Origin of the sequence: Cryobacterium sp. 10I5, assembly GCF_035019865.1 — a bacterium.
GTDB lineage: Bacteria > Actinomycetota > Actinomycetes > Actinomycetales > Microbacteriaceae > Cryobacterium > Cryobacterium breve_A.
Window position 1 is genome coordinate 19,605 of record NZ_JASJVI010000011.1, and the last position, 21,353, is coordinate 40,957.

Annotated in this window: 20 protein-coding genes and 1 tRNA gene; 11 read left to right on the plus strand and 10 right to left on the minus strand. The window is 64.0% G+C overall.

From position 1 onward, the window contains the following. Nucleotides 1-58 precede the first annotated feature (58 nt). Together QN350_RS05590 and QN350_RS05595 are read right to left on the minus strand one after the other, a co-directional pair. Entirely contained in the window at nt 59-622 is a 564-nt protein-coding gene (locus QN350_RS05590; RefSeq protein ID WP_322137874.1) for a GrpB family protein, read from the minus strand. Nucleotides 623-674: 52 nt separating this feature from the next. Beyond that, on the minus strand, nt 675-1,463 hold the full coding sequence (locus QN350_RS05595) for a uracil-DNA glycosylase family protein (protein WP_322137875.1): 789 nt from the start codon (nt 1,461-1,463) through the stop codon (nt 675-677). Here QN350_RS05595 and QN350_RS19955 point away from each other — a divergent pair. Beyond that, the gene (locus QN350_RS19955; protein WP_369125165.1) at nt 1,353-1,610 is read left to right on the plus strand and encodes a three-helix bundle dimerization domain-containing protein; all 258 of its coding nucleotides are present in this window, start codon (nt 1,353-1,355) and stop codon (nt 1,608-1,610) included. The two genes, QN350_RS05595 and QN350_RS19955, sit on opposite strands and share 111 nt — an antisense overlap. 180 nt (nt 1,611-1,790) lie before the next feature. Here QN350_RS19955 and QN350_RS05600 read toward each other — a convergent pair whose 3' ends face one another. From QN350_RS05600 to QN350_RS05610, 3 genes are all read right to left on the minus strand, one after another. Then, a complete protein-coding gene (locus QN350_RS05600) occupies nt 1,791-2,072 on the minus strand; it encodes a hypothetical protein (RefSeq protein WP_322137876.1) in 282 nt (93 codons plus the stop codon). A gap of 67 nt (nt 2,073-2,139) precedes the next feature. Further along, nucleotides 2,140-3,147 carry a ketopantoate reductase family protein gene (locus QN350_RS05605; protein ID WP_323502575.1) on the minus strand — a complete coding sequence of 336 codons (1,008 nt, stop codon included), beginning with the start codon at nt 3,145-3,147 and terminating at the stop codon, nt 2,140-2,142. An 88-nt stretch (nt 3,148-3,235) separates the two neighbouring features. Beyond that, nucleotides 3,236-4,264 (minus strand): 2-dehydropantoate 2-reductase, encoded by a 1,029-nt coding sequence (locus QN350_RS05610; RefSeq protein ID WP_322137878.1) that lies wholly within the window; start codon nt 4,262-4,264, stop codon nt 3,236-3,238. Nucleotides 4,265-4,414: 150 nt separating this feature from the next. Between QN350_RS05610 and QN350_RS05615 the strand changes: the two genes are divergently transcribed. The 4 genes from QN350_RS05615 to QN350_RS05630 all read left to right on the plus strand — a co-directional run bounded on the left by QN350_RS05615 (nt 4,415) and on the right by QN350_RS05630 (nt 7,942). Beyond that, nucleotides 4,415-5,860 carry an amidohydrolase family protein gene (locus tag QN350_RS05615; protein WP_322137879.1) on the plus strand — a complete coding sequence of 482 codons (1,446 nt, stop codon included), beginning with the start codon at nt 4,415-4,417 and terminating at the stop codon, nt 5,858-5,860. Beyond that, on the plus strand, nt 5,857-6,168 hold the full coding sequence (locus tag QN350_RS05620; RefSeq protein ID WP_322137880.1) for a Dabb family protein: 312 nt from the start codon (nt 5,857-5,859) through the stop codon (nt 6,166-6,168). Before QN350_RS05615 ends, QN350_RS05620 begins: the two co-directional genes overlap by 4 nt. A 96-nt stretch (nt 6,169-6,264) precedes the next feature. Next, complete coding sequence (locus QN350_RS05625) at nt 6,265-6,972, plus strand: SDR family NAD(P)-dependent oxidoreductase (protein ID WP_322137881.1); 708 nt, start codon at nt 6,265-6,267, stop codon at nt 6,970-6,972. Between the two features lie 265 nt (nt 6,973-7,237). Further along, nucleotides 7,238-7,942 carry a haloacid dehalogenase type II gene (locus QN350_RS05630; protein ID WP_322137882.1) on the plus strand — a complete coding sequence of 235 codons (705 nt, stop codon included), beginning with the start codon at nt 7,238-7,240 and terminating at the stop codon, nt 7,940-7,942. A 27-nt stretch (nt 7,943-7,969) separates the two neighbouring features. Here the strand turns inward: QN350_RS05630 and QN350_RS05635 are convergent, their stop codons facing one another. After that, complete coding sequence (locus QN350_RS05635) at nt 7,970-9,787, minus strand: glycoside hydrolase family 15 protein (protein WP_322137883.1); 1,818 nt, start codon at nt 9,785-9,787, stop codon at nt 7,970-7,972. Nucleotides 9,788-9,982: 195 nt separating this feature from the next. Here QN350_RS05635 and QN350_RS05640 point away from each other — a divergent pair, with 195 nt between their 5' ends. From QN350_RS05640 to QN350_RS05665, 6 genes are all read left to right on the plus strand, one after another. Continuing rightward, the gene (locus QN350_RS05640) at nt 9,983-10,105 is read left to right on the plus strand and encodes a hypothetical protein (RefSeq protein ID WP_322137884.1); all 123 of its coding nucleotides are present in this window, start codon (nt 9,983-9,985) and stop codon (nt 10,103-10,105) included. 85 nt (nt 10,106-10,190) lie between these two features. Continuing rightward, the gene (locus tag QN350_RS05645; protein ID WP_322137885.1) at nt 10,191-12,524 is read left to right on the plus strand and encodes an FdhF/YdeP family oxidoreductase; all 2,334 of its coding nucleotides are present in this window, start codon (nt 10,191-10,193) and stop codon (nt 12,522-12,524) included. A gap of 300 nt (nt 12,525-12,824) precedes the next feature. After that, the gene (locus QN350_RS05650; RefSeq protein ID WP_281535767.1) at nt 12,825-13,709 is read left to right on the plus strand and encodes a fructose bisphosphate aldolase; all 885 of its coding nucleotides are present in this window, start codon (nt 12,825-12,827) and stop codon (nt 13,707-13,709) included. A gap of 402 nt (nt 13,710-14,111) precedes the next feature. Continuing rightward, nucleotides 14,112-14,510 carry an ATP-dependent DNA ligase gene (locus tag QN350_RS05655; protein ID WP_322137886.1) on the plus strand — a complete coding sequence of 133 codons (399 nt, stop codon included), beginning with the start codon at nt 14,112-14,114 and terminating at the stop codon, nt 14,508-14,510. Between the two features lie 522 nt (nt 14,511-15,032). Beyond that, nucleotides 15,033-16,517, plus strand: a complete 1,485-nt coding sequence (locus QN350_RS05660; RefSeq protein ID WP_322137887.1) for a cytosine permease — start codon at nt 15,033-15,035, stop codon at nt 16,515-16,517. A gap of 125 nt (nt 16,518-16,642) precedes the next feature. After that, nucleotides 16,643-17,464 (plus strand): nitrilase-related carbon-nitrogen hydrolase, encoded by an 822-nt coding sequence (locus QN350_RS05665; protein WP_322137888.1) that lies wholly within the window; start codon nt 16,643-16,645, stop codon nt 17,462-17,464. Nucleotides 17,465-17,514: 50 nt separating this feature from the next. Here the strand turns inward: QN350_RS05665 and QN350_RS05670 are convergent, their stop codons facing one another. The 4 genes from QN350_RS05670 to QN350_RS05685 form a co-directional block, all read right to left on the minus strand. Beyond that, nucleotides 17,515-19,029 (minus strand): PucR family transcriptional regulator, encoded by a 1,515-nt coding sequence (locus QN350_RS05670; RefSeq protein WP_323515942.1) that lies wholly within the window; start codon nt 19,027-19,029, stop codon nt 17,515-17,517. Between the two features lie 270 nt (nt 19,030-19,299). Then, nucleotides 19,300-19,371: transfer RNA gene (locus QN350_RS05675), tRNA-Arg, on the minus strand. 38 nt (nt 19,372-19,409) lie between these two features. Then, nucleotides 19,410-20,345, minus strand: coding sequence for a CHAP domain-containing protein (locus QN350_RS05680; protein WP_322137890.1), 936 nt, complete (start codon nt 20,343-20,345; stop codon nt 19,410-19,412). 118 nt (nt 20,346-20,463) lie between these two features. Then, nucleotides 20,464-20,961: an HNH endonuclease gene (locus QN350_RS05685; protein WP_281535774.1), complete on the minus strand. Its 498-nt coding sequence runs from the start codon at nt 20,959-20,961 to the stop codon at nt 20,464-20,466. Between the last annotated feature and the right edge of the window lie 392 nt (nt 20,962-21,353).

Sequence of the window (21,353 nt, forward strand, 5' to 3'; positions counted from 1 at the left end):
GAGCGACGCCGTGCCGTCGGCCCAAACGACCGCGGCTTTCCGGTGAAATTCAGGCGGGCTAGGCTCCGGACGCGAGCGCCCGCGCGATGATCGCCGCAATGACCTCGGTCTTGGCGTCGGCGTACGCATTCATGTCGTCGAACCCTTCAGCCAGCAAGGCGCTCTTCATCGCTTCATAGAGGGACCGGTCGGCAGCATCCGCGCGGAGACGGTTGCGGAAGAGCACGTACCTGTCGATAGCCTCGTCGCCTCGTTGCAGGATGTGGATGTGCACATCGCGTGCCGACGTTCGCACCAGGCGATGGCCGGGCTCGCGCACGCGCAACTCGTAACCCACGGAGAGCAGAGGAGCGAGATAGTCCTCCTCCGCGGTGATGTCGCCGACGGTGACCAGGATGTCGACAATCGGCTTGGCCGCCAGCCCGGGAACCGAGGTCGATCCGATGTGCTCAACCTCGAGGCCCGTCGTCCCGAGCACTTTCCGCAGCCGTCTCTGGTGGTCCTGGAAGATAACCGGCCAGCTATCGTCGTAGACAACGAGTTCGAGCGGGCGCTTCTCAGTTCCGCCGACAAGCTCGACCGTGACAACGTCTGGTCGCCGCGATACGCAGTCCTTGGTCATGCAATCATCCTCGCATCGACACGGGTGCCAGCGTTGCCTGCCACGTGGACGCTCATACGATCGCGTCAGCGACCGATGTCCTCAGTACCGGCACGAGGTCAGTCTCGAACCATGGATTGCGCGCGTGCCAGCGGAAGTTGAGCGGGGACGGGTGCACCAGGGGAAACACCTCGGGCAGGTATTCTCGAAACGCTCGGACGGTCTCGGTGAGGTTGCTCTTGGCACGGCCGACCAGATACTGGTCTTGCGCGTACTTGCCGACGAGCAATGTCAAACGAATCCGCTGTAGCTGGCCCAAGATGGGCGGATGCCATCTCTGTGCAAAGTCTCTTCGAGGCGGTAAGTCGCCGCTGGCGCCTTTGCCCGGGTAATAGAAGTCCATCGGCAGGATCGCGAACAGCTCCGGCTCTCGGAATTGAGCCTCCGTCACGCCCAGCCACAGCATGAGCTTCGCGCCGCTTGCGTCGTCCCAGGGGATTCCGGAGGCTTGCGCCCTCTGCCCGGGCGCCTGACCGATGATCACGATCCGAGCGGCAGGGTCCGCAACGAACAAAGGCTCCACACCTCGCTTCGCCCAGTCCGAATTCGCGGGATCCGTGTCAATGGCTCGCCGGATCTCGTCGATGGTCACGCGCCGCTCCTGATCGCGCGGCTCGAGAACGATTGCGCCATCCTGCAGACAGTAGCAGTCAGCATTGACGGTGGGGAGGATCAGCGGAAAGATGACCGCATGAAAACGGAAGACGAGTTGATCGCTATAGGAAAAGTTGTCGATCGTCTTGCAGAGCGATTCCCAGATCTCCCGCGGACGACTATCGAGCTCGCAGTACTTGATGAGCACGGGGCTTTCGAGGGGCGACCAGTCCGAGACTATGTGCCCGTGCTCGTCGAACGCGGCGTCAAGGCTCGTCTACGCAGTCACGACCTGGCATCGAACATGATGAACGACGTCAGTCGCGAAGCGATTCCTTCTCACGCGGTCGGCTAGCTTCCTCCTCGCACAGCCAGCCGCAGGCTCGCACGGTCAGATGCCGCGTAGACGGGTCTCCTGATGACATCACATGGGGTTTCCCGCCAATAGACGACAGCCCGATCAAAAGCTCGGGACGTAGCTGCCCGAACACATCCGTTCGGCAATCAGCCGCGACGGCAGTTCTGCGAAGGGGTTCTAGAAGAAGTCGAAAACAAAGCGGCCAAGGGCCCGTAGAGATCGGCCGAGACTGCGCACCCACCCGATACCGCGACGTCTCGATTCCACCCAAGTGGCGCCGACCACCGTCACGGCGGCGGCCAATGCGACGAGCAGCGCGACCTCGACAATCGGGCCGGGCATTCGGACCACACCATCAAGGGCGATGACGATTCCGGCCGCGAGAAGAACCGTGAGCCCGAGGATGGACGTCCACAACGGCCAACGAGACCATGGTCGGTGTTCCTCGGGCGGCAGCACAGCCCGACGCTAGCACGCGAAGTCCCATTCCTCCGATGAGTGGGTCGGATGAAACGTGACCCCGGCGCTAGGCGACCGGGAGCGTCAGGAGCAGCTCGAGGTTCTGCGGACCCCGCTCGAGCTCGCCGGCCTCAATGCGGCGCGCGATCTCGACCGTGTGCGCGTTGTACGGTGCGGACTGGCCGACACGGGCGAGCACTTCGACGACGAGGCCGTTGACCTCGTCGACCTCGGCGCGGCGGCCTTTCATCCAGTCCTGCAGCACTGTCGTGCGCGTGTCAGGCAGGGAGTACTTCTCGAGCACTTCGCCCAGCAGATCCTCCGCGTACTGGTCAGGCTCGCTGACCTGGTCCTCGGTGAGCCCGAAGATCGGCACGAGCTTGCAGCCGTCCGCGACGGCGGCTCGGGCGGCCTCCTTGCCGCACTCCACCATGAACTCGTGCACCCCCGGCATCTTCACGGCGTCGGCGAGTGCTTCGTCGAGGATCGCGGACGGCACGAGCTCGCCGGCGTTGGCGACGAGCTTCATCCACTTCGACGACCGGATGTCGGGGGATATCTCGACCGTGCCGGCGTGGCGCAGCACCTCCTGGACCTCTGGCTCCCGGCCGCGTGCAGAGTCGTCGAAGGCCCCCACCGTGAACCAGGAGTTCTCGGGGGCGTTCTGCCGCGTGACGATGCCCGGTTCGAACATGTTTGAGGCCATCTCGATGACAGCGCCCATGGTGCGCTCGGGGCCGACGATGTCGGCGACGTCGTTGAGGGACATCCCGTTTTGAAGGCCCACGACGAGTGCGTCGGGTGCGAGCGCATGCTTGATGAGCTCGACAGCCCAGCGCGTGTCGTAGGCCTTGACGACGACGAAGACGATGTCGAATCTCTCACGCAGGGTCGCCACCTCGCATAAGTGCAGGGCGCGTACCTTGGTGATCTCGGTCTTGAGCGGCAGGCGAATTTCGATGCCGCGCTCGCGCATGGCCTCGACGTGGGCCGGCCACTGCTCGATCCAGGTGACGTCAAGCCCGGCTCGCGTGAGGTCTGCGGCGATGCCGGCCCCCTGTGCTCCGGTGCCCACGAATGCGATTCTCTTACCCGCCATTGGGTTCCTCCGCTCATGTACGTTCCTACTGTACATACCGTTAAGTAATATGAATCAAGTCGGTTCAGTCACCGATGTGGCGACGCAGCACCTCGACGACCTCCGGCGAGGGTCGCAGTTCTCCGCGCTCGATGCGATGGGCGACCTCGACGATCGCCGAATTGACGGGCGCCGAGAGACCCAGCCGCGCCGCCTCGCCAACGACCGTGCCGTTGATATCGTCCACCTCGCTGTGCCGCGACTTGCTCCAGTCCTGCAGCACCGTCGTGGTCGCGCCCGGAAGCACGAAGTCCCGGTAGAGAGTGTCGAGGAGCGTCTCCACAACCTCGTCGGAACGCTCGAGATCCGAGGGCTGGAGGCCGAAGATCGGCAGGATCGGATGATCAAGAGCGGCGCCGACATCCAAGGCCTCCTGACCAGAACGCAGCATGATCTTCCGCATGCCCGGCACGGCGAGGGCGTCGAGCATCGGCAACCCGAGGCTCGCGGTCGTCACGAGCGTCGTGCAGTTGCTGACGAGTTTCATCCATTTGGTGGCGAGAATGTCGTGGACGATCTCAACGCTGCCGGAGTGCCGTAGCAGAGCGGCGACCTCCTCCTCCCGCCCAACCGGCCCGCCCTCGAGGGCCCCGACCGCGAACCAGGAGCGCGCGGGACCAGAATGCCGCAGCACGAGGCCGGGATCGTTCATCGTCGAGGAGATCTCGATGACGGCGCCCATGGTGCGGTGCGCGCCGACGACCTCGGCGATCGTCTTCGTCGTCATGCCGTTCTGCACGCCGACGACAAGCCCGTCGTCCGCGAGGTGGGGCGCGATGAGTTGTGTCGCCCACCGCGAGTCGTAGGCCTTCATCAGCAGCAGCACGATGTCGAATTTCTCGCGCAGAGTGGCGACCTTGCACAGATGCAGCGTGCGCGGCCGCACGTGCAGTTGCTCGTCGGGCATCCGGATGGTGAGGCCCGTCGCCCGCATCGCCTCGACGTGCGCGGGCCATTGTTCCACGAGCGTCACGTCGACGCCGGCGAGCGTGAGGTCCGCCCCGATCGACGATCCGTTTGCGCCGGATCCCAGCACTGCGATCCGTGGGGTCATACCGGCTCTCCTCACACTTCATGTGTAGGGAGGCTACCGCCTGAAAGAACATGTTGCCTAGTTTCCTAGGAGTTAACGCGCGGCCTTGCGAATTGACCGATTGAGCGAGAGAGTGTGCAGCGTCGCTGGACATTCTCAACGAGGAGAGCCATGAGCATCAATGCCGCCGCGCCCCATCCCGAGGACTTCGTCACGGGCCGACCATTCGTATTCCGCAATGCGATCGTCATCACCGTCGACACTCCCGGAGTGCTCGAGAACGCCGATGTCCTGGTTGTCGGCGAGACCATCGAGGCCGTGGGGACGAAACTACAGGTGCCCGAGGGCACGCTCGAGATCGACGCGAGCGGCGGCATCCTCATGCCCGGCATGATCGACACCCACCGTCACATGTGGCAGACGGCGCTGCGCGGCTACGGCGGCGACTGGGCGCTCAGCCAGTACTTCGTCTTTTACTACCTGCAACACGGCGAAGTCTTCCGGCCCGAGGACATCTACGCGGGCAACCTCCTGAGCGCTCTCGAATCGGTCGACACCGGTGTCACGACGACACTCGACTGGTCGCACGCGCTCCGCACCCCCGAGTACGCCGACGCGGCGATGAAGGCCTTCGAAGAGATCCCCGGCCGATTCGTACTCGGCTACGGCAATTACCTCGGAGCGCCGTGGGAGTGGACCGCGGCGCCCGAGTTCCGTTCCTGGGTCGCATCGCACTCCCCGACCGACATGCACGGATTGCAGATCGCCTTTGACGTGCCCGACTCGGAAAACTTCCCCGAGAAGGCGGCATTCGAGTTCGCCCGGGAGAACGGCCTGCGCGTGACCACCCACGCCGGCGTGTGGGGCGCGACGACGGACAACGCCATCGACCATATGTACAGCGGCGGATTCATGACCGACCAGGTCTGCTACGTGCACGGCACAACACTCTCGCGCGAGAGCTACCAGAAGATCGCCGCCACGGGCGGAACGGTCTCGGTCGCCACCGAGAGCGAGCAGAGCGCCGGCCAGGGCTACCCCTCGACGTGGCAGCTCCGCAAGTACGGCATTTCGGCGTCGTTGTCGATGGACACGAGCGTCTGGTGGAGCGCCGACTACTTCTCCGCCATGCGCGCGACGCTCAGCGCCGACCGCTCGCGCGAGCACCTCGAGGCCCAAGCCAGGGGTGAGACCGTCAACGCGAACCGCCTGCGCGCCGAGGACGTCGTCTGGATGGCGACGATGGGCGGCGCGAAGTCCCTCGGCATGGAGGACAAGATCGGTTCGATCACACCCGGTAAGAAGGCGGACCTCCTGCTCGTCAAGAACGACCAGTCACCTGCGATGACGCCCATCCTCAACCCGAACGTCCACGTCGTGTACCAGGCGGGCACCGCCGACATCCACACTGTCGTCGTCAACGGTCGGGTGCTCAAGTACGAGGGCAAGCGCATCGGTCTCGACATCGCCCCGGCGCGGGATGCCGTCGCCAAATCGGTCGAGTTCGTGCGCTCCCAGCTCGGCGAGCAGGCGTGGCTCGAGGGGATGCACCCCGCGCTCGCCCCGAACGAGCCGATCGACAACCCGTACCACTACCAGGACGACGACACCAAGTGATCCTGCACATCGCGACCTTCCGCTGGCGGGACGACGTGACCGAGGAGGATGTCGCCGAGCTCACCACCCAGTTGCGCGACATGGCCGCGGGCATTCAGGAGTTGCGCTCGTACGAGTGCGGCGAGAGTCTCCGGCTGCGGCCCGGCGGCGCCGACTTCGGCGTCGCGGCGATCGTCGACGACGAGGCCGGGCTCTCCGCGTACCTCGACTCCGAGGCTCATGCCGCCGTCTACGAGCGATTGCTCGGGCGCATGATCGCCGAGCGGGCCGCCGCGCAGCTGCCTGTCGGGCCCGGCGCGGCGTTGTGACCGCTCTCCGCGCCGCCGTGCGCCATCGCTGAGGTCACACGTCGCGAATTCAGCTGAGCAGTCGCGTCTGGATCACATCAAGCAAGGGAGAACGAGTTGAGCGAGAAGACCATCGTCGTCATCGGCGGAACCTCCGGCATCGGTTTCGAGATCGCGAAGGACGTCGTCGCGCACGGTGATCGGGTCGTGCTCACCGGGCGGGACGCGACCAGGGCCAGGGAGGTCGCCGCGTCGATCGGGCACTCGGCGACCGGCATCGCCCTCGATATCTCCGAACCGGAGGGCATCGCGGCCCAGCTGGCGGGGATCGGAACCGTGAACGGACTCGTGCTCGCCGCGATCGAGCGGGATGCCAACACCGTCCGGGACTACGACATCGCCCGAGCGACGCGGCTCGTCACCCTCAAGCTCGTCGGCTACACGGAGGTCGTCCACACCCTGCTCGATCGGCTCGACCCCTCCCCCGACACCGGCATCGTGCTCTTCGGCGGGCGAGCCAAGGACCTGCCCTACCCCGGTTCGGTGACCGTCTCAACGATCAACGGCGGGGTCGAGGGACTGATGGTGGCGATGGCGCTGGAGCTCGCACCGATCCGGGTCAATGCACTGCATCCCGGCATCATCGGGGACAGCCCGTTCTGGGCCGGCAAACCCGAGGGCGTGCTCAAGGGCTACGAGGCCCGTACCCCCGGGGGCAAGCTCGCCACGATGCGGGACATCGTGGATGCTGCGCGCTTCCTGCTCGACAACCGCGGCATGTCGGGCACGAGTATCGCCGTCGACCGCGGCTGGCGCATCACCTGAGCCGCGGTCGCCATCGTCGGTCCTTCGAGGCTCGTGTCGACCTGAAATAGTGTGCGCCTGGAGGGATTGGGCAAGGCGACCATCTCCTGGCCGGGACGCGAACTGCGTCTTCCTGCTCGAACGGGCCGCTGCGTCCGCAGCGATCGAGGGGATACGAGGCTCGACAGACGGTTCTTAAGGGAGACTCGGTAGCGAATCCGTTGATTCGCTCGACGGCTCCGCCCCCGATTTTCCTCAGCTGCGCCAACCTCAAAGGGCCCCGACCATGACATACAGCACCCCGTCGGTGATCGTTTTCGACGTCAACGAAACCCTCTCGGACATGTCCCCCCTGAAAGCCCGGTTCGTGGAGGTCGGCGCCCCGGCGCACCTGGCCCGGATCTGGTTCGCCACGCTGCTCAGGGACGGGTTCGCCCTTGCTGCCGCCGGTGGCTCGGCGAAATTCGCCGTTATCGGCTCCGAGATCCTGCGCGGATTCCTCCGTGACTCCGCCCTGTCCCGCAGCCTCGACGATGCCGTGAATCACATCATGGACGGCTTCGGAACATTGAGCGTGCACCCGGACATCGCGGAGGGTATCCGGGCTCTGAAGAGCATGGACATGCGCCTCGTTACCTTGTCCAACGGGTCCGCGCAGGTGGCGGAGGATTTGCTGGCCGGGGCGGGCCTCCGGAGCGACTTCGAAGACCTGCTCACGGTTGAGGACGCACCCGCGTGGAAGCCGGTACGGGCTGCCTACGACTATGCCGCTGATGTCTGTGGGGTCCAACCTGCCGACATGCTCCTGGTCGCCGTGCACCCCTGGGACATCCACGGAGCAGCCCAGGCGGGCCTCCGCACCGCGTGGCTGAACCGCACCACGGAGATCTACCCCGACTATTTCGCGGCGCCGGACTACACCATCACCTCCCTGGGCGAACTTGCCACCCGCCTTGCAGACGACCCTGTACAGACAACCCGCGAAAACTGACCATCCAGCCTGAATCAACGAAGATTCTCAGAGTTGTTCGGCTTGATGGATTGCCCAGGCTGCATTCACGAGTCCGACGTGGCTGAAGGCCTGTGGAAAATTGCCGAGTTGTTCGCCAGTGACGGAATCGATTTCCTCGGCAAGCAGGCCAACGTCGTTGACGTGGCGCACGGCGTTCTCGAACACCGTTCGAGCTTCAACGGTACGGCCCGCATCGGCCAGGACATGGGCCAGCCAGAAGGTGCACAGCAGGAAGGTGCCCTCGTTGCCGGTGATTCCGTCGACACCGGATTCGGTTTTGTAGCGGTAGACGAGTCCTCGTGCGTCGGTGAGCCGGAGAATGATGGCGTCCACGGTGGACACCATCCTCGGATCGGCGGCAGGCAGGAAGCCGACGATCGACATCATCAGCGCCGCGGCGTCTAGATCGGGCGAATTGAAGGACTGCGTGAACGCACCAGCCTCCTCGTTCCACCCTCGCGTGAGGATGGCGGCGCGAATTTTGGCGGCCGTCGACGACCACTCGTCAACGCGGTGGGCGGCGTGCAACTGCTCAGCCATGCTGATCGCGCGGTCGAGCGCGACCCAGCACATCAGCTTCGAATAGAGAAAGTGCTGCGGCTCGCCGCGGACTTCCCAGATGCCGTTGTCCGGTTGTTCCCACTGGCGCGCGGCAGCATCGGCAAGTGCAATCAGGAACTCTCGTGTGGCGGGCTCAATTTCGCCAAGCTGTTCTCGTAGCTGGAAGGCAGCATCGAGCAGCTCGCCGTATACGTCCAGTTGCGGTTGGTCCCAGGCTCCGTTGCCGACGCGGACCGGCCCGCTGTGGCGCCACCCGGACAGCTGCGGCAGGAGGCGCTCGGACAAATCGTGTTCCCCGCCGATGCCGAACATGATCTGCAGATGACGGTCGGGGCGAGAGTGCGCAGCGGCCGCGGTCATGAAGCCGAAGAATTCCTGGGCCTCGTCGGGGCAGGCGGCCACCCACAGTGCCTTCATCGTGAAGCTGGCATCGCGGACCCAGGAGTACCGGTAGTCCCAGTTCCGATCACCGCCGATTTCCTCGGGCAGGGATGTGGTGGCTGCGGCAATGATCGCTCCGGTTGGTTGATAGCTCAGCGACTGCAATACGCGTCCCGAGTGACGTACCAGGTCGCGCCAGGGACCGTCGTAGTTCTGATGGAGTGCGGCCCAGCCCTGCCAGCTCGCGATCGTCGCCTCCAGCGCGGCCCTGATCTCACCTTGGGTGTACGCCGGGGGAAGGGGTTCACCGAGCCGGGTACGCTGTAGGGCGAAATATCGGTCCTCCCCGGCCTCAAGAATGAACTGGACCCGGATCTCCCCGTTGCCGTCGGTGATCGTCTCCGGCATCGAAAGGGTGAGCCGCCCGGACCCTCCCGTGGCCACGGAACCGGAAACGATCTCGCTGAAGATGGGCACCACAAGACCGTATTCCGGACGAGGCCGATATGTCATCTCGACCACGACTCGTCCATGGGTGCAGTGCACGCCGCGTAGCAGGGTGTGCGGGGCGTGCTCGCCCAGGCGGTGTGGATCGGATGAGTCTCCCACTTCCATCGCGTCGAGGAGTTCAAGGTCCCCGGTCGCCGTGTGGAAGGTGGTGCGCAGGACCATCGTTTCGTCCACGTACTGCCGCGTGGACGTTGCTGTTTCGGCAGGGTGGATCGACCAGTGTCCGGCATCATCGTCCAGGATTTCGGCGAAGACGGACTCACTGTCGAATCGGGGAAAGCAAAGCCAGACGACGGAACCGTTCCGGGTCACCAGTGCGGTGGAATGCCGGTCCGACAGGAGTGCGTGGTCGGCTATGGGGAGTGCGCTCATGCGTGAACTGCGATGTCGCGCACGGCGATACGGGGGAACGGTTCTGCGTGTGTCGATATCAAAGGGTTGGCCTCTCGTGCGAGTGGTGACCGGGGGCGTCGGTCTTCGGTTGAGGCCGCGAACAGCTCCTCTCCGCAGCCGACCCAGGGGGAGGTCGAGCCGACCATCGATGCAATCGTGGTCAGCATTCCCATCATGGCCATCAGCATTCAAAAGACAAGGCCACCGGCGAGGTCGCGCATGGCACCGACCGCCGACGTGCTTTACGACTTCCACGGCAAGGGTGCCCGGCCCGAGACCGCGTTCTTCTTCCGGTAACGCTCGTGAGGCGTTTACTGTTGATCCAAGGGTGCGGCCCCCATCTAGGGTGCCCGCGGCGATACTGGATCTGAGGGGCATGGCCATGGCGAGCAAGAATCCGAAGGTCGAGGAAGCCGATGAGAGCGAACTCGAGGTCAGCAAGCCCAAGGACTGGGCCGCGGGAATCCCGGGCGTAACGCATTCCATGGTGCCGGCGATCGAGCACATGGGTGTCAACCGGACCCGCGAAACGGTGCTCGCCATGAACCAGAAAGACGGCTTCGACTGCCCCAGTTGCGCCTGGCCTGACCCGCACCATCGCAAAGCGTTTGAATTTTGCGAGGAGGGCGCCAAGGCCGTCACCTGGGAGGCGACTCCCATCGTCATCGGCTCTGACTTCTGGGCTGAGCATTCCGTGAGCGACCTGCGGACACGCAGCGAGTACTGGCTGGGCATGCAGGGTCGGCTGACCGAGCCCGTCTACAAGCCCGCCGACGAGGATTACTACCACCCCATCACCTGGGACGAGGCCATCGAACTGGTCGCGACGAGGCTCAACGCCTTGGGCTCTCCGGATCAAGCGACCTTCTATACCAGCGGCCGTACATCCAATGAGGCGGCGTTCCTGTACCAGTTGTTCGTGCGCGGCTATGGCACCAATAACTTGCCGGACTGTTCGAACATGTGCCACGAGTCCTCGGGCTGGGCCATGGGCCAGACTATCGGCGTCGGCAAGGCAACGGTCACCTTCGACGATTTCGCGGCGGCGGACCTGATCATTTTGATGGGGCAGAACCCCGGCACGAATCATCCTCGTATGCTCAACGAGCTGGAGGCGTGCAAGCGCAACGGCGGCTCCTTGGTCGCCGTCAATCCACTGCCCGAGGCGGGGCTCAAGCGGTATAAGAACCCGCAAAAGGTTCGCGGCGTGGCTGGAAGGGGCACCGAGCTGGCCGACCAGTTTTTGCAGATCCGGCTGGGCGGGGACATGGCGTTGCTGCAGGCGGTTTCCAAGCGGGTGCTTGACGCCGAGGCCAGGAACCCCGGCACTGTTCTTGACCACAAGTTCCTGGCGGAGCACTGCGAAGGCCTTGAGGAGCTGAAGGAGCACCTGGCTCAGCTCGACGAGCAGGAGGTGCTCGAAGCGACCGGTTTGCGGATCGAGGAGATCGACGAGCTCGCCGAGCGGTACCTGAAAGCGGACAAGGTCATCATCACGTGGGCCATGGGCATCACGCAGCAGAAGAAGGGGGTCGCCACCATCAAGGAGATCATCAACCTCCTGCTGCTGCGGGGCAACATCGGCAAGCCCGGAGCCGGCGCCTCCCCGATCCGCGGCCATAGCAACGTGCAAGGTGACCGCACCATGGGCATCTGGGAGCAGATGCCGTCGGCATTCCTGAACGCCCTGGGAAAGGAGTTCGACTTTGAACCTCCGCGGGAGCATGGTGCCGACGCCGTCGAAACGATCCGCCGGATGCAGGAAGGAAAGACCAAGTTCTTCCTGGCCCTCGGGGGAAACCTCGTGGCGGCGATCTCCGACACAGACGCAGCGGAAGCGGCGATGGAACAGACCGACTTCACCGCCCAGATCTCCATCAAGCTCAACCGGTCCCACATCTCCACCGGGAAGGAAGCTCTCATCCTGCCCACCATGGGTCGAACTGAGATCGACATCCAGGAGACCGGCAGGCAGTTCGTCTCCGTCGAGGACACTGTGTGCGCCGTGCACGCATCCTGGGGCAGGGTCGAACCGGTAGCCCACACGCTGCTGTCCGAAGTGTCGATTATCTCGCGGCTGGCCAAGGCGACTCTCGGGAACAAGATCAATGCCGACTGGGACGGCTTTGAAAAGAACTACGACTTGATCCGTGACCATATTTCCCGGGTGGTGGCAGGGTGTGAGAACTACAACGAGCGGATCCGGCAGGACGGCGGCTTCATTCTGGAGAACGGCCCGCGGGACTCACGCACCTTCCACACGCCGACCGGCAAGGCCGTGTTGACGGCGAACGACCTTGAGGCGGTGGAACGCCCTACCGGGACGCTGATCCTGCAGACCCTGCGCTCGCATGATCAGTTCAATACGACCATCTACGGTTTCAACGATCGATACCGGGGAATCAAGAAAGGCCGTCACGTCATCATGGTCAACGCCGAGGACATCACCGAACTAGGCATGGCCGACGGTCAACTGGTGGACGTCTATGGGGTGTACAAGGACGGTAGGGAGCGGGTCCTGCGCGATTACCGCGTGGTCTCCTACCCCACACCGCGCGGTTGCGCCGCAGCCTACTATCCGGAGGCAAACGTCCTCGTGCCGCTCGATCACGTTGCGGATGGCAGCAACACGCCAGTCTCGAAAGCCGTCATCGTTCGTCTGCGGCTGCCCCGGTCCGCCGAGACTGAAACGGCCGGGGCCGCCGCTCTGGCATAACGTCAGGGAGTTCTTGAAAGGGACTTGAAGAGAAACGGCGGATGTCGACCGTCCACGTAACCGAAAACCCTGCCTCAACTCCCAAGACGCCACCGGCACTTCAGCGAACTGTGAGTGTGACGGCGGACCGCCTAACGTTCCCCAATCGGGGAAGATCGTGAGATCCAACTCGGGCGTACTCGACACCCTCGCACTGCCGTGGGCAGTCTGAGTCGACTACCGGCCAGCCCCTGCGCCGACGCCCAGGTGACGATCACTGCTCACTAGACTGAAATAGAGTCCACGACCTTGGGAGGGACTTTGAATACCGAACAAGCAGCAAGGATGAGCACCGGAGTCGGCTTCGTCGCAGCCCTCGACCAAAGCGGCGGTAGCACGGGTGGCGCCCTGAAGCTCTACGGCATCGATCCGGCCTCGTACGGCACCGATGAGCAGATGTTCGACCTGATGCATCAGATGCGTGCCCGTGTAATGACGGCTGAAAGCTTCACGCCCGACCGAATCCTCGCGGCGATCCTCTTCGATCAGACCATGGACCGCACCATTGAGGGCCAGTTGACGGGTGATTACCTCACTACCCGAGGTATCGTGCCGATCGTCAAGGTCGACCAGGGCCTGGCAGCAGAGGAGGACGGCGTCCAGTTGATGAGGCCCCTCACTAAGCTGGAACCCCTCCTCATACGTGCCGTTGAACGAACGATGTTCGGCACGAAGATGCGTTCCGTGATCAAGGCAGCGAGCCCCGCCGGTATCCAGGCGATCGTCGACCAACAGTTTGCCGTCGCCGCGCAGATTCTTTCCCATGGCCTGGTGCCGATCTTGGAACCCGAAGTCGACATACATGCCCTCGACAAGGCCGAGGCCGAAAACCTCCTCAAAGCCGACGTGCTCGCAGCCCTCGACGGGCTGCCCACCGACCAGCCCGTGATCGTCAAGCTGTCGATCCCGACGGTACCCGACTTCTACGCCGACCTGATCGAGCATCCGCTGATATTGCGGGTGTTGGCGCTTTCCGGTGGCTACAGCCAGAGTGAGGCCTGCCGATTGCTGGCCGAGAACCACGGTTTGAGCGCAAGCTTCAGCCGTGCTCTGCTCGAGGGCCTTACTGTTCAGCAATCGGACGCAGACTTCAACACCATGCTGGCCACCTCCATCGAGCGGATCTACGCGGCGTCCACGACCTAAGCCACATCAAAACAGGAGTGATCATCGACGAGTTGGAACCGAACGCGCTCACAGCGCCTCGAGGAGCATCAGACGGCCACGGAGCCCTTATCCACCGGTCGGCTTGGGTGAGCGTGGCCGCTCGGAGGTGATCTGAGCTTTCTTGTGGTGGGCATGGACATGCTGCCTGCCTTGCTGCCGGTGGTGTTTCTGGGTCCGGTTGCGCCGTGTGGCTGGGTGGTCAGATGGTCGCGTCTCGCGGTGCCCCGCGCGCATCCCGGATCCGGGAGCACCTTGATCCGTAGGTTCCTTAGATGCTCACTGAATTGCTTGTAGTGAGCAATCTTCACGCGTATAACTGTGCAATATGCTTCGAGGCGACACGGATGCGCGGTACCTCAGACCCAGTAAGAGCGGCTCACCATGGGATACCTGATGTACACGGGAATCATCATCGATTTCGACGATCGGATTCTTGCGCACCTGCAGATTGTGATCGTGCAGAAGCTTCGCCGGGGTGAAAGTTTCGTGCTCTCCTGGCCCAATTGCGGGGAACCCGGCGGCCACGGCTCGGCGTGGCTGAGCCCCGCGATCCCGCTCTACTTCCGTTTCAGTGGTGGCCATGCACCAAGCATCAACGAGAAGTGGCTGCACTGCCTGAGCGAATCAGCCAACAGCTCCTGCGGTCTCATCGTCACCGGGGAAGAAGACTCCTACCTCGAGGCGATGCCCGAGCACGCCCTGCTTCCTCGCCGGCACAGGGAGGGGTACCTTGTGCATGTGGCCCCAGCGTCGCAGGTGACGACCGCACGGGAAGCCTGAGCGCGGCCGGGCCGGATCTTGGCTACCCCGACGTTTCTGCTTGGTGACGACAGATCGTGGCTGGTCGCGCCGCTTGTCGACGCCGCGATTCAACTGCGGCTTGGCCAACGACTAAAGTCCATGCGTGCGGCTGCTCGCGGGTCGACACATTCTGGCTCTTTGGCTGCGAACTCGATCAGGGCCAATTTGCTGTCGCTCAATTGCTGAGGCCGAGTTGGGAGCCAAAGGAAATGAGGTTCATCGCATCGAAGACAGAAGACGGTGGGCGTCGGGGACGTACATGTCACTGATCGGCTTCGATGTTCACGAAACCCAATCCTGCGACCGTGAACGGAACCCGATGAAAACACGACGAAAATAATCCCGCGAGGCGGTCAAACGGCTGCCGAACTGGCACAAGGAATCCCCAATCTGCCATTAAGGCATCACCTCTGCCGTTGAGGCATCACCGATTGACCAAGGTAGCCTGTAATTTTCTCACCTGACGGCACCAAGCGTCCCGAAATTTCAAAGGAGAGATTTGTGACCGAAGAAAGCCCAACCAAGACCCGTGGTCTGGAAGTCCGTTCCATCGACTACGTGCCCAAAAACGAGCGTCACGGCAAGGTCTGGCACATCGGGCCGCTCTGGTTCATGTGCAACGCTCAGATCGCGACCCTCGCGATCGGCGTCGTAAGTTTCGCGGCCGGCGGAAACTTGGTCTGGTCGCTCATCGCGATCACCATCGGGCTGGTCATCGGCACCGTGTTCATGGCGGCCCATTCGTCGCAGGGCCCGAAGCTCGGTCTGCCGCAAATGATCCAGTCGCGGCCGCAGTTCGGCTACGTGGGCGCCCTCCTCGTGTGGCTCTTCGCCTTCCTCCAGTACGCAGGTTTCAACGTCTTCAACACGGTCCTCGCAGGCAACGCGATCAGCGGGGCGTTGCATTCCGACCCGGTGGTTTCTCCGTTCTGGTTCTGGGCAGTCACCCTCGTCGGCGCTGTCGTCGCCCTCTTCGGCTATGACCTCATCCACAAGATGGAGCGCTACCTCACCTACGTCACGGTGGTCGTGCTCGCGCTGCTGACGTTTTCGGCGCTCGTCAACCTGCACCTGCCCGACGGGGCCTTCAATCTCGGCGATTTTAATCCAGTCGCGTTCTTCTCTCAGCTGGGCGTCGTCGCCGGGTACCAGATCTCCTGGGCCATCTACGTCTCCGACTACTCGCGCTACCTGCCCGCCGAAACGCCCAACCGCAGCACCTTCCGCTGGACCTTCTGGGGCAGCGCTATCGGCGGTGCCTGGCTGATCTTCCTCGGTGCGTACCTCGCCGCAGCCGTCGCCGACTTCGATGCCGGTGATCCGATCACCGCGATCCAGGGTGTGGCCGACAGCCTCTTCCCCGGCTTCGGTACGATCGCGCTGCTCGTGATCGCTTTCGGCCTGATCGCGGTCATCGTGCTGAACATGTACGGGGGGTCTCTCACCCTCATCTCCTCGATCGACAGCATCCGCAAGGTGCGACCGACCGTCACCGTGCGGATCGTCACCGTCGCGATCACCGCAAGCATCTCCGGCGTCCTGTCTCTCTACGCATCGAGCAACTTCGCGGTCTTCTTCGCTGACTTCCTCCTGCTCGTCTTGTATTTCTTCATCCCGTGGACGGCGATCAACCTCACCGACTACTTCATCGTGCGCAAGGGCCACTATGCGATCACGGAGATCTTCAAGCCCAACGGTATCTACGGTCGTTGGGGCTGGGCGGGCATCACTGCCTACCTCGTCGCGTTTGCGTGCATGACCCCGTTCTTCGACATCTCGGGCTTCTATGTCGGATTCGCTTCGCAGTCGATGGGCGGCGTAGACGTCGCGCTCTTCGTAGGGCTGCCGATCGGTGCGCTGCTCTACTGGCTCTTCACAAGGAACCTGGACGTCGCGGCCGAACAGCTCCTAGCCGAGGAGCAGGCCGACGCCCTCGAGCTCGCCTCCCAGGAGCAGGAAGACCTCCCGGGCGCCCTCGTCGACTAAGGCCTGATCGGGTGAGCGGTCCGGGCCCGTGACCGCCCTGGTCACCGGCCCGGACTTCTTGCCTATGATCACCGCAGCGCCGACAGGCGACACAACGCACGTCGGCAACCAGCCAAGGAGCAAACATGATCCGCATCGCGTGCCGACAGCTGGCCCCGATCATCCCCGACCTGACCGGCAACATCGAACGGTCCGTTGCCGCGGTGCGTGAATCGGTGGCGGCCGGCGCCCGGCTCGTCGTGCTGCCAGAGCTGGTCACCACCGGCTACATGTTCTCCACGCCGGAGGAGGCCCGCTCCGTCGCCGTCACGACGGATGATCCCCTCTTCGCTCAGTGGGCACTCGCAGTGGCCGACATAGATGGCGTCGTCGTCGGCGGCTTCGTCGAACTTGGCGCCGACGGTCTCGTCTACAACAGCCTCGCGGTCGTCGACGGCGCAGGCGTCCTGGCAAGCTATCGCAAGACTCACCTGTGGGATCGGGAGAAGCTCATCTTCACGCCCGGCTCGGCCGTCCCACCTGTCGTAGACACCCCACTCGGCCGACTCGGAGTCCTCATTTGCTACGACCTGGAATTCCCCGAGATGACCCGGAGCCTGGCTCTTCGCGGGGCCGAGCTAATCATCGTGCCCACCAATTGGCCACGGGAGACCGTGCCAGAGGGCGAGCGCGTCCCGGAAGTCACGGTCGCCATGGCGGCCGCATACATCAACCATGTCGGCGTTGTCTGCTGCGATCGTAGCGGCACCGAACGCGGCCAGGACTGGAACGAGGCCAGCTGCATCATCGACGATCGCGGCTGGGTCGTCGCCACCGCCGCCTCGACAGGGATCGCGATGGCCGACCTGGATCTGCTCCTCTCCAGGGACAAGACCATAACCCCGTTCAGCGACGCGTTCGGCGACCGGAGGCCGGAGCTATATGGCGAGGTCGTCGCACCGCTGTAGGCCACGGTCCCGTCGGTTCGGTGATGATGAGCGACGGTGAACGGCGTCGGTCAACGACGGTGGTACGCCTCGAGCAATGCCCAGAGCTCCGCCCGTCCGGAGAAGGCATCGAGATCCAATTCCAGGATGGCCGCCAGCCGCTGGACCCGGGCGCGCAAGCCGTGGCGGTGAATCCCAAGCGCCCTGGAGGCAGGTCCCCAAAGCGCGTTGTGTTCCAGCCAGACCCATCCACAATTCAACATGTCGCGGCCGTCAGCTTCGCGCAATACCGGGGCGAGGCGGGCAAGTGCCCGGCGTGCGACATCGCCGCGGTCGAGCAGGCCGAGGACACCCTCGGTATTGAGGTCGGAATGGACTGCCCCCTTGGTGCCGGATCGGAGGGCGTGTGCGAGGGCGCGCCTGGCTTGGTCCAACCCAGATCGGAATTCTGCGTAGACAGCGGGCGTGGAAACGCCCGCACGCACCCCGACGGAATCGACGAGCTCGCTGACGCGTGACTGGTCGGCTGCCGACACGATGAACACGAACTCGTCGCGTGCGCGGGCGAAGAAGACCCTTCCCTCCCCATCTTGGACCTTACGCTCGAACGACGCCTCGAGAGCGGAGCTAGCGGAGGACCCGACATCGCATGTCACCACGAGGACGGGCACTGCGGGCAGGGGCTCGGAGACCGCGGCCATCACCTGGTCGGCCGCGTCCGCGTGGCCGGAGACGATAAGGTGCAACATTTGCTCTCGAATGATGCGCACGCTCCGGTCTGCGGCGTCGTGCTGCTCCAGGGACACCGCCACGAGAGCCAGAGCGACGGTGACCACCGACTGTGCCGCGGCGTCGAGTACGTCGACGTCGGCCACGGCGAGTGCCCCGCGGATAGCGTTCCGCGAGCCCAGGGTCTGGATGACGGCGTGCCGCTCGCCAAGTCGAACGGCCACGCTCGACCGACGCCCAGAGTTCAACAGACGCGCTACTTCCGCAGCTAGCTCGGCGCCCTGGTGGCTGCCGAGGCTGCCCAACGGGTGCACGGAGGTGACGTTCCCGCCGGAGTCGAACATCACCACCCTGCATTCCAGTTGGCGGGCCAGCTCAGCGAGTACATTGTGCACTCCCCCGGAACCCAGTGCCGCAAGTGACAAGGACTGTTGCGCCTTGAGCGCCCAGTCATCGCGTGCGCTAGCCTCCCGCACGAGCATGTCCGCCGCCCACCGGATGATCGCGATGAACGGGGTTCGGTACGGCACCTCCACGAGCGGAAGTCCGGCCCCAGCGCAGGCAGCGACCAGATACGGCGGAGTGCCCGACCGGGCGACTTCGGTGCCGAAGCCAAGCGCCCTGACCCCGTTCGCAGTCAACCTCCGCACGTAGTCGACGAAAATGCCGGACGAAGCGCCCACCATGAACTGGGTGCCCGTCGTCAGCAGCATCTGGTCGTCGGACAGGAAGGGCGTGGGATCGAGGAGATCCGTGCTCGAGATCCACTGAATTGGCTCGTCGATACTACCCGCCGCGGTCAGGATGGTGGCCCCGAGACTCTGGCGTTGCAGAAGCTGGCGCACAGTGGGAGGCATGAATGCCAAGGCTAACCCAGAATGCAACAAAGCTGCCCGCCCGGGGCTTGAATCACGTCAAGCGGCCCGCTCATCTTGCCCTTTGATCGTTGAAGCCGGAAGTGTCCAGAAGTCCGGAGTCTCACCGCGGCATGGGCTTGCCGACTCGGCCAAACCATTCCCTATTTGGTACGCACATGAGTACACGCAAGGAAGCAGAGAGAAGCGGCGGATATCGTTTGTTGAACTGACTGAAAACGCCGATTAGGCCCGTTTCGGACCGGAATAGTGTGCCCCTGGAGGGATTCGAACCCCCAACCGTTTCCTTAGGACGGAACTGCTCTTCCGTTGAGCTACAGAGGCTGGCTGTCAAAGTTTAGCTGGTGCGAGCCCGATCGGGATTACGCGGGCGGGTACAGGAACAGCGCGACATCGCTGGGCGACACCGTGCGCTTGTGATACGAGTGGCTGCCCATCCAGTTGTACTCCTCGAGCACGACGGATCCGTCACTGCCGATCGACTGCACATAGGCGACGTGGTTGTAGTTGAACCACGCGACAGCGCCGACGACCGGGGTCTTGCTCGTGGTCCAGCCGTGGTTGGACCAAGCGCTCGCCCAGGCGCTCGCGTTGCCGCCGCCGGGGGTCAGGCTGTTCCAGGTCCAGCGCCAGGAGGAACCTGTCGAGCCGGCGTCGCGGTTGAGGCGCCAGGCCACGAAGTCGACACACTCGCGGTAGTAGTAGCTGAGCGGGGACAGGCCACCGCCCTGCGACTCAGTGGGCATGTTGTACCAGGGGTAGTCATCACCCTCCGCACGCACACCATAGACGGCGAAAGCGGCGGACGCGGCACGAGCGGAGGCGGCCTGCTGTGCAGCGAGGGCCTTCTTGGCCGCGAGCGCCTGGGCGGCCAGTTGCTCTTTCGTGGTGGCGGCGAAGCCGTCACGCGACACAGTGACCGCTGTCGCCGCCGCTGCGACGGTGAGGCCCTGCACGCTCTTGTTTACCGAGGACTGGGTGGCGCTCGTCAGGTCACCGGCTGCGCGCGGGGTGAAGGCGTAGGCGGGAAGTGCCGCGGTGAGGAAAATGGCCGGGATGGCAAGCACGGCGATGGCGATCTTGACCGGATGCCGCCGCTTGCGTGGGAAGCGACCGACGGGCTTCGGTGACGAGACCGAAAAACGGCTCCGCGGCTTCGCCGTGGGAACGACGACAGACTCGGGCTTCGGGGCGAGGAATTGCTCCGTCGCCGGGCTCAAAGCCGGAAGCGCCTCGCGCTGAGCGCGCAGTTCGCGACGAGTGAGAAAAACCTCGGGGCTCGCTACGGAATCGGACACGCCAGACTCGGGCAAAAGTATTCCTCTGGATCGTGGCGTATCGTTCGGGTTCCTCCCACCCTAGGGGAAACCGTCAGAGAAGTCACCCCCGGCGTTACACATCCGTTACATTGCCTGATCAGGCGGCTGGCGCGAGAAATTCGTCCCATTGCGGCAGCGGGCGTTCGACGCCACGCACCACCCAGCTCGAGCCGATCGGGATCTTCGGGTGGAACAGCAGGTCCCAGCCCATCTCGGCGGGAGTGCGGTCGCTCTTGATGTTGTTGCAGCGCAGACAGCAGGCCACGAGGTTGTCCCAGCTGTCGCGACCGCCGCGGGAGCGCGGCTGCACGTGGTCGATCGTGTTGGCGGCCCGGCCGCAGTATGCGCAGCGGTGGTCGTCGCGACGAAGCACCCCTCGCCGGCTCACCGGCAGCGAACGCGAACGCGGCAGATGCACGTACCGGGTGAGGATGATCACGCTGGGCCGGTCCCACGAACCGGTCGTCGCCCAGACCGGATGGGCCTGGTCGGCGGCCACGATGGTGGCCTTCTGATTCATGACCAGCACGATGGCCCGTTTGAACGAGACCACGGCAAGGGGCTCGTAGCCCGCGTTCAGGACAAGTGTGCGCATGCGTTCCCTTTCGAAAAGGGCTGGACGGCTTCCAGCCATTCGATCTACTCCCTCGCACCAAGAGATGGAAGCAAACGGGCAAACAAAAAGGGCGCTGTCACAATGACAACGCCCGACGGGCTGCAACGCGAGAACACGCGCAACTCAGACATGTTTGACTGCCGTGCCGCAGCGCAAAGCGGCAGCGCACATCCATGGTGTGGATCGTGCATCGCTCGCGCATTGGCTCTCCCAAAAAACTCGCAGTACTACAGAGCATCAGGTTAACTCACAAGCGACACGCCGCGCAGCAGTCGCAACGCATCGTGGGCAAGCTGTTACGCATTGTTCACATCAGCGCCGCCCGGCGAGGTAGCAGGCATTCCCGCCGGGCGGAGCTCCGTCGAGGCGCT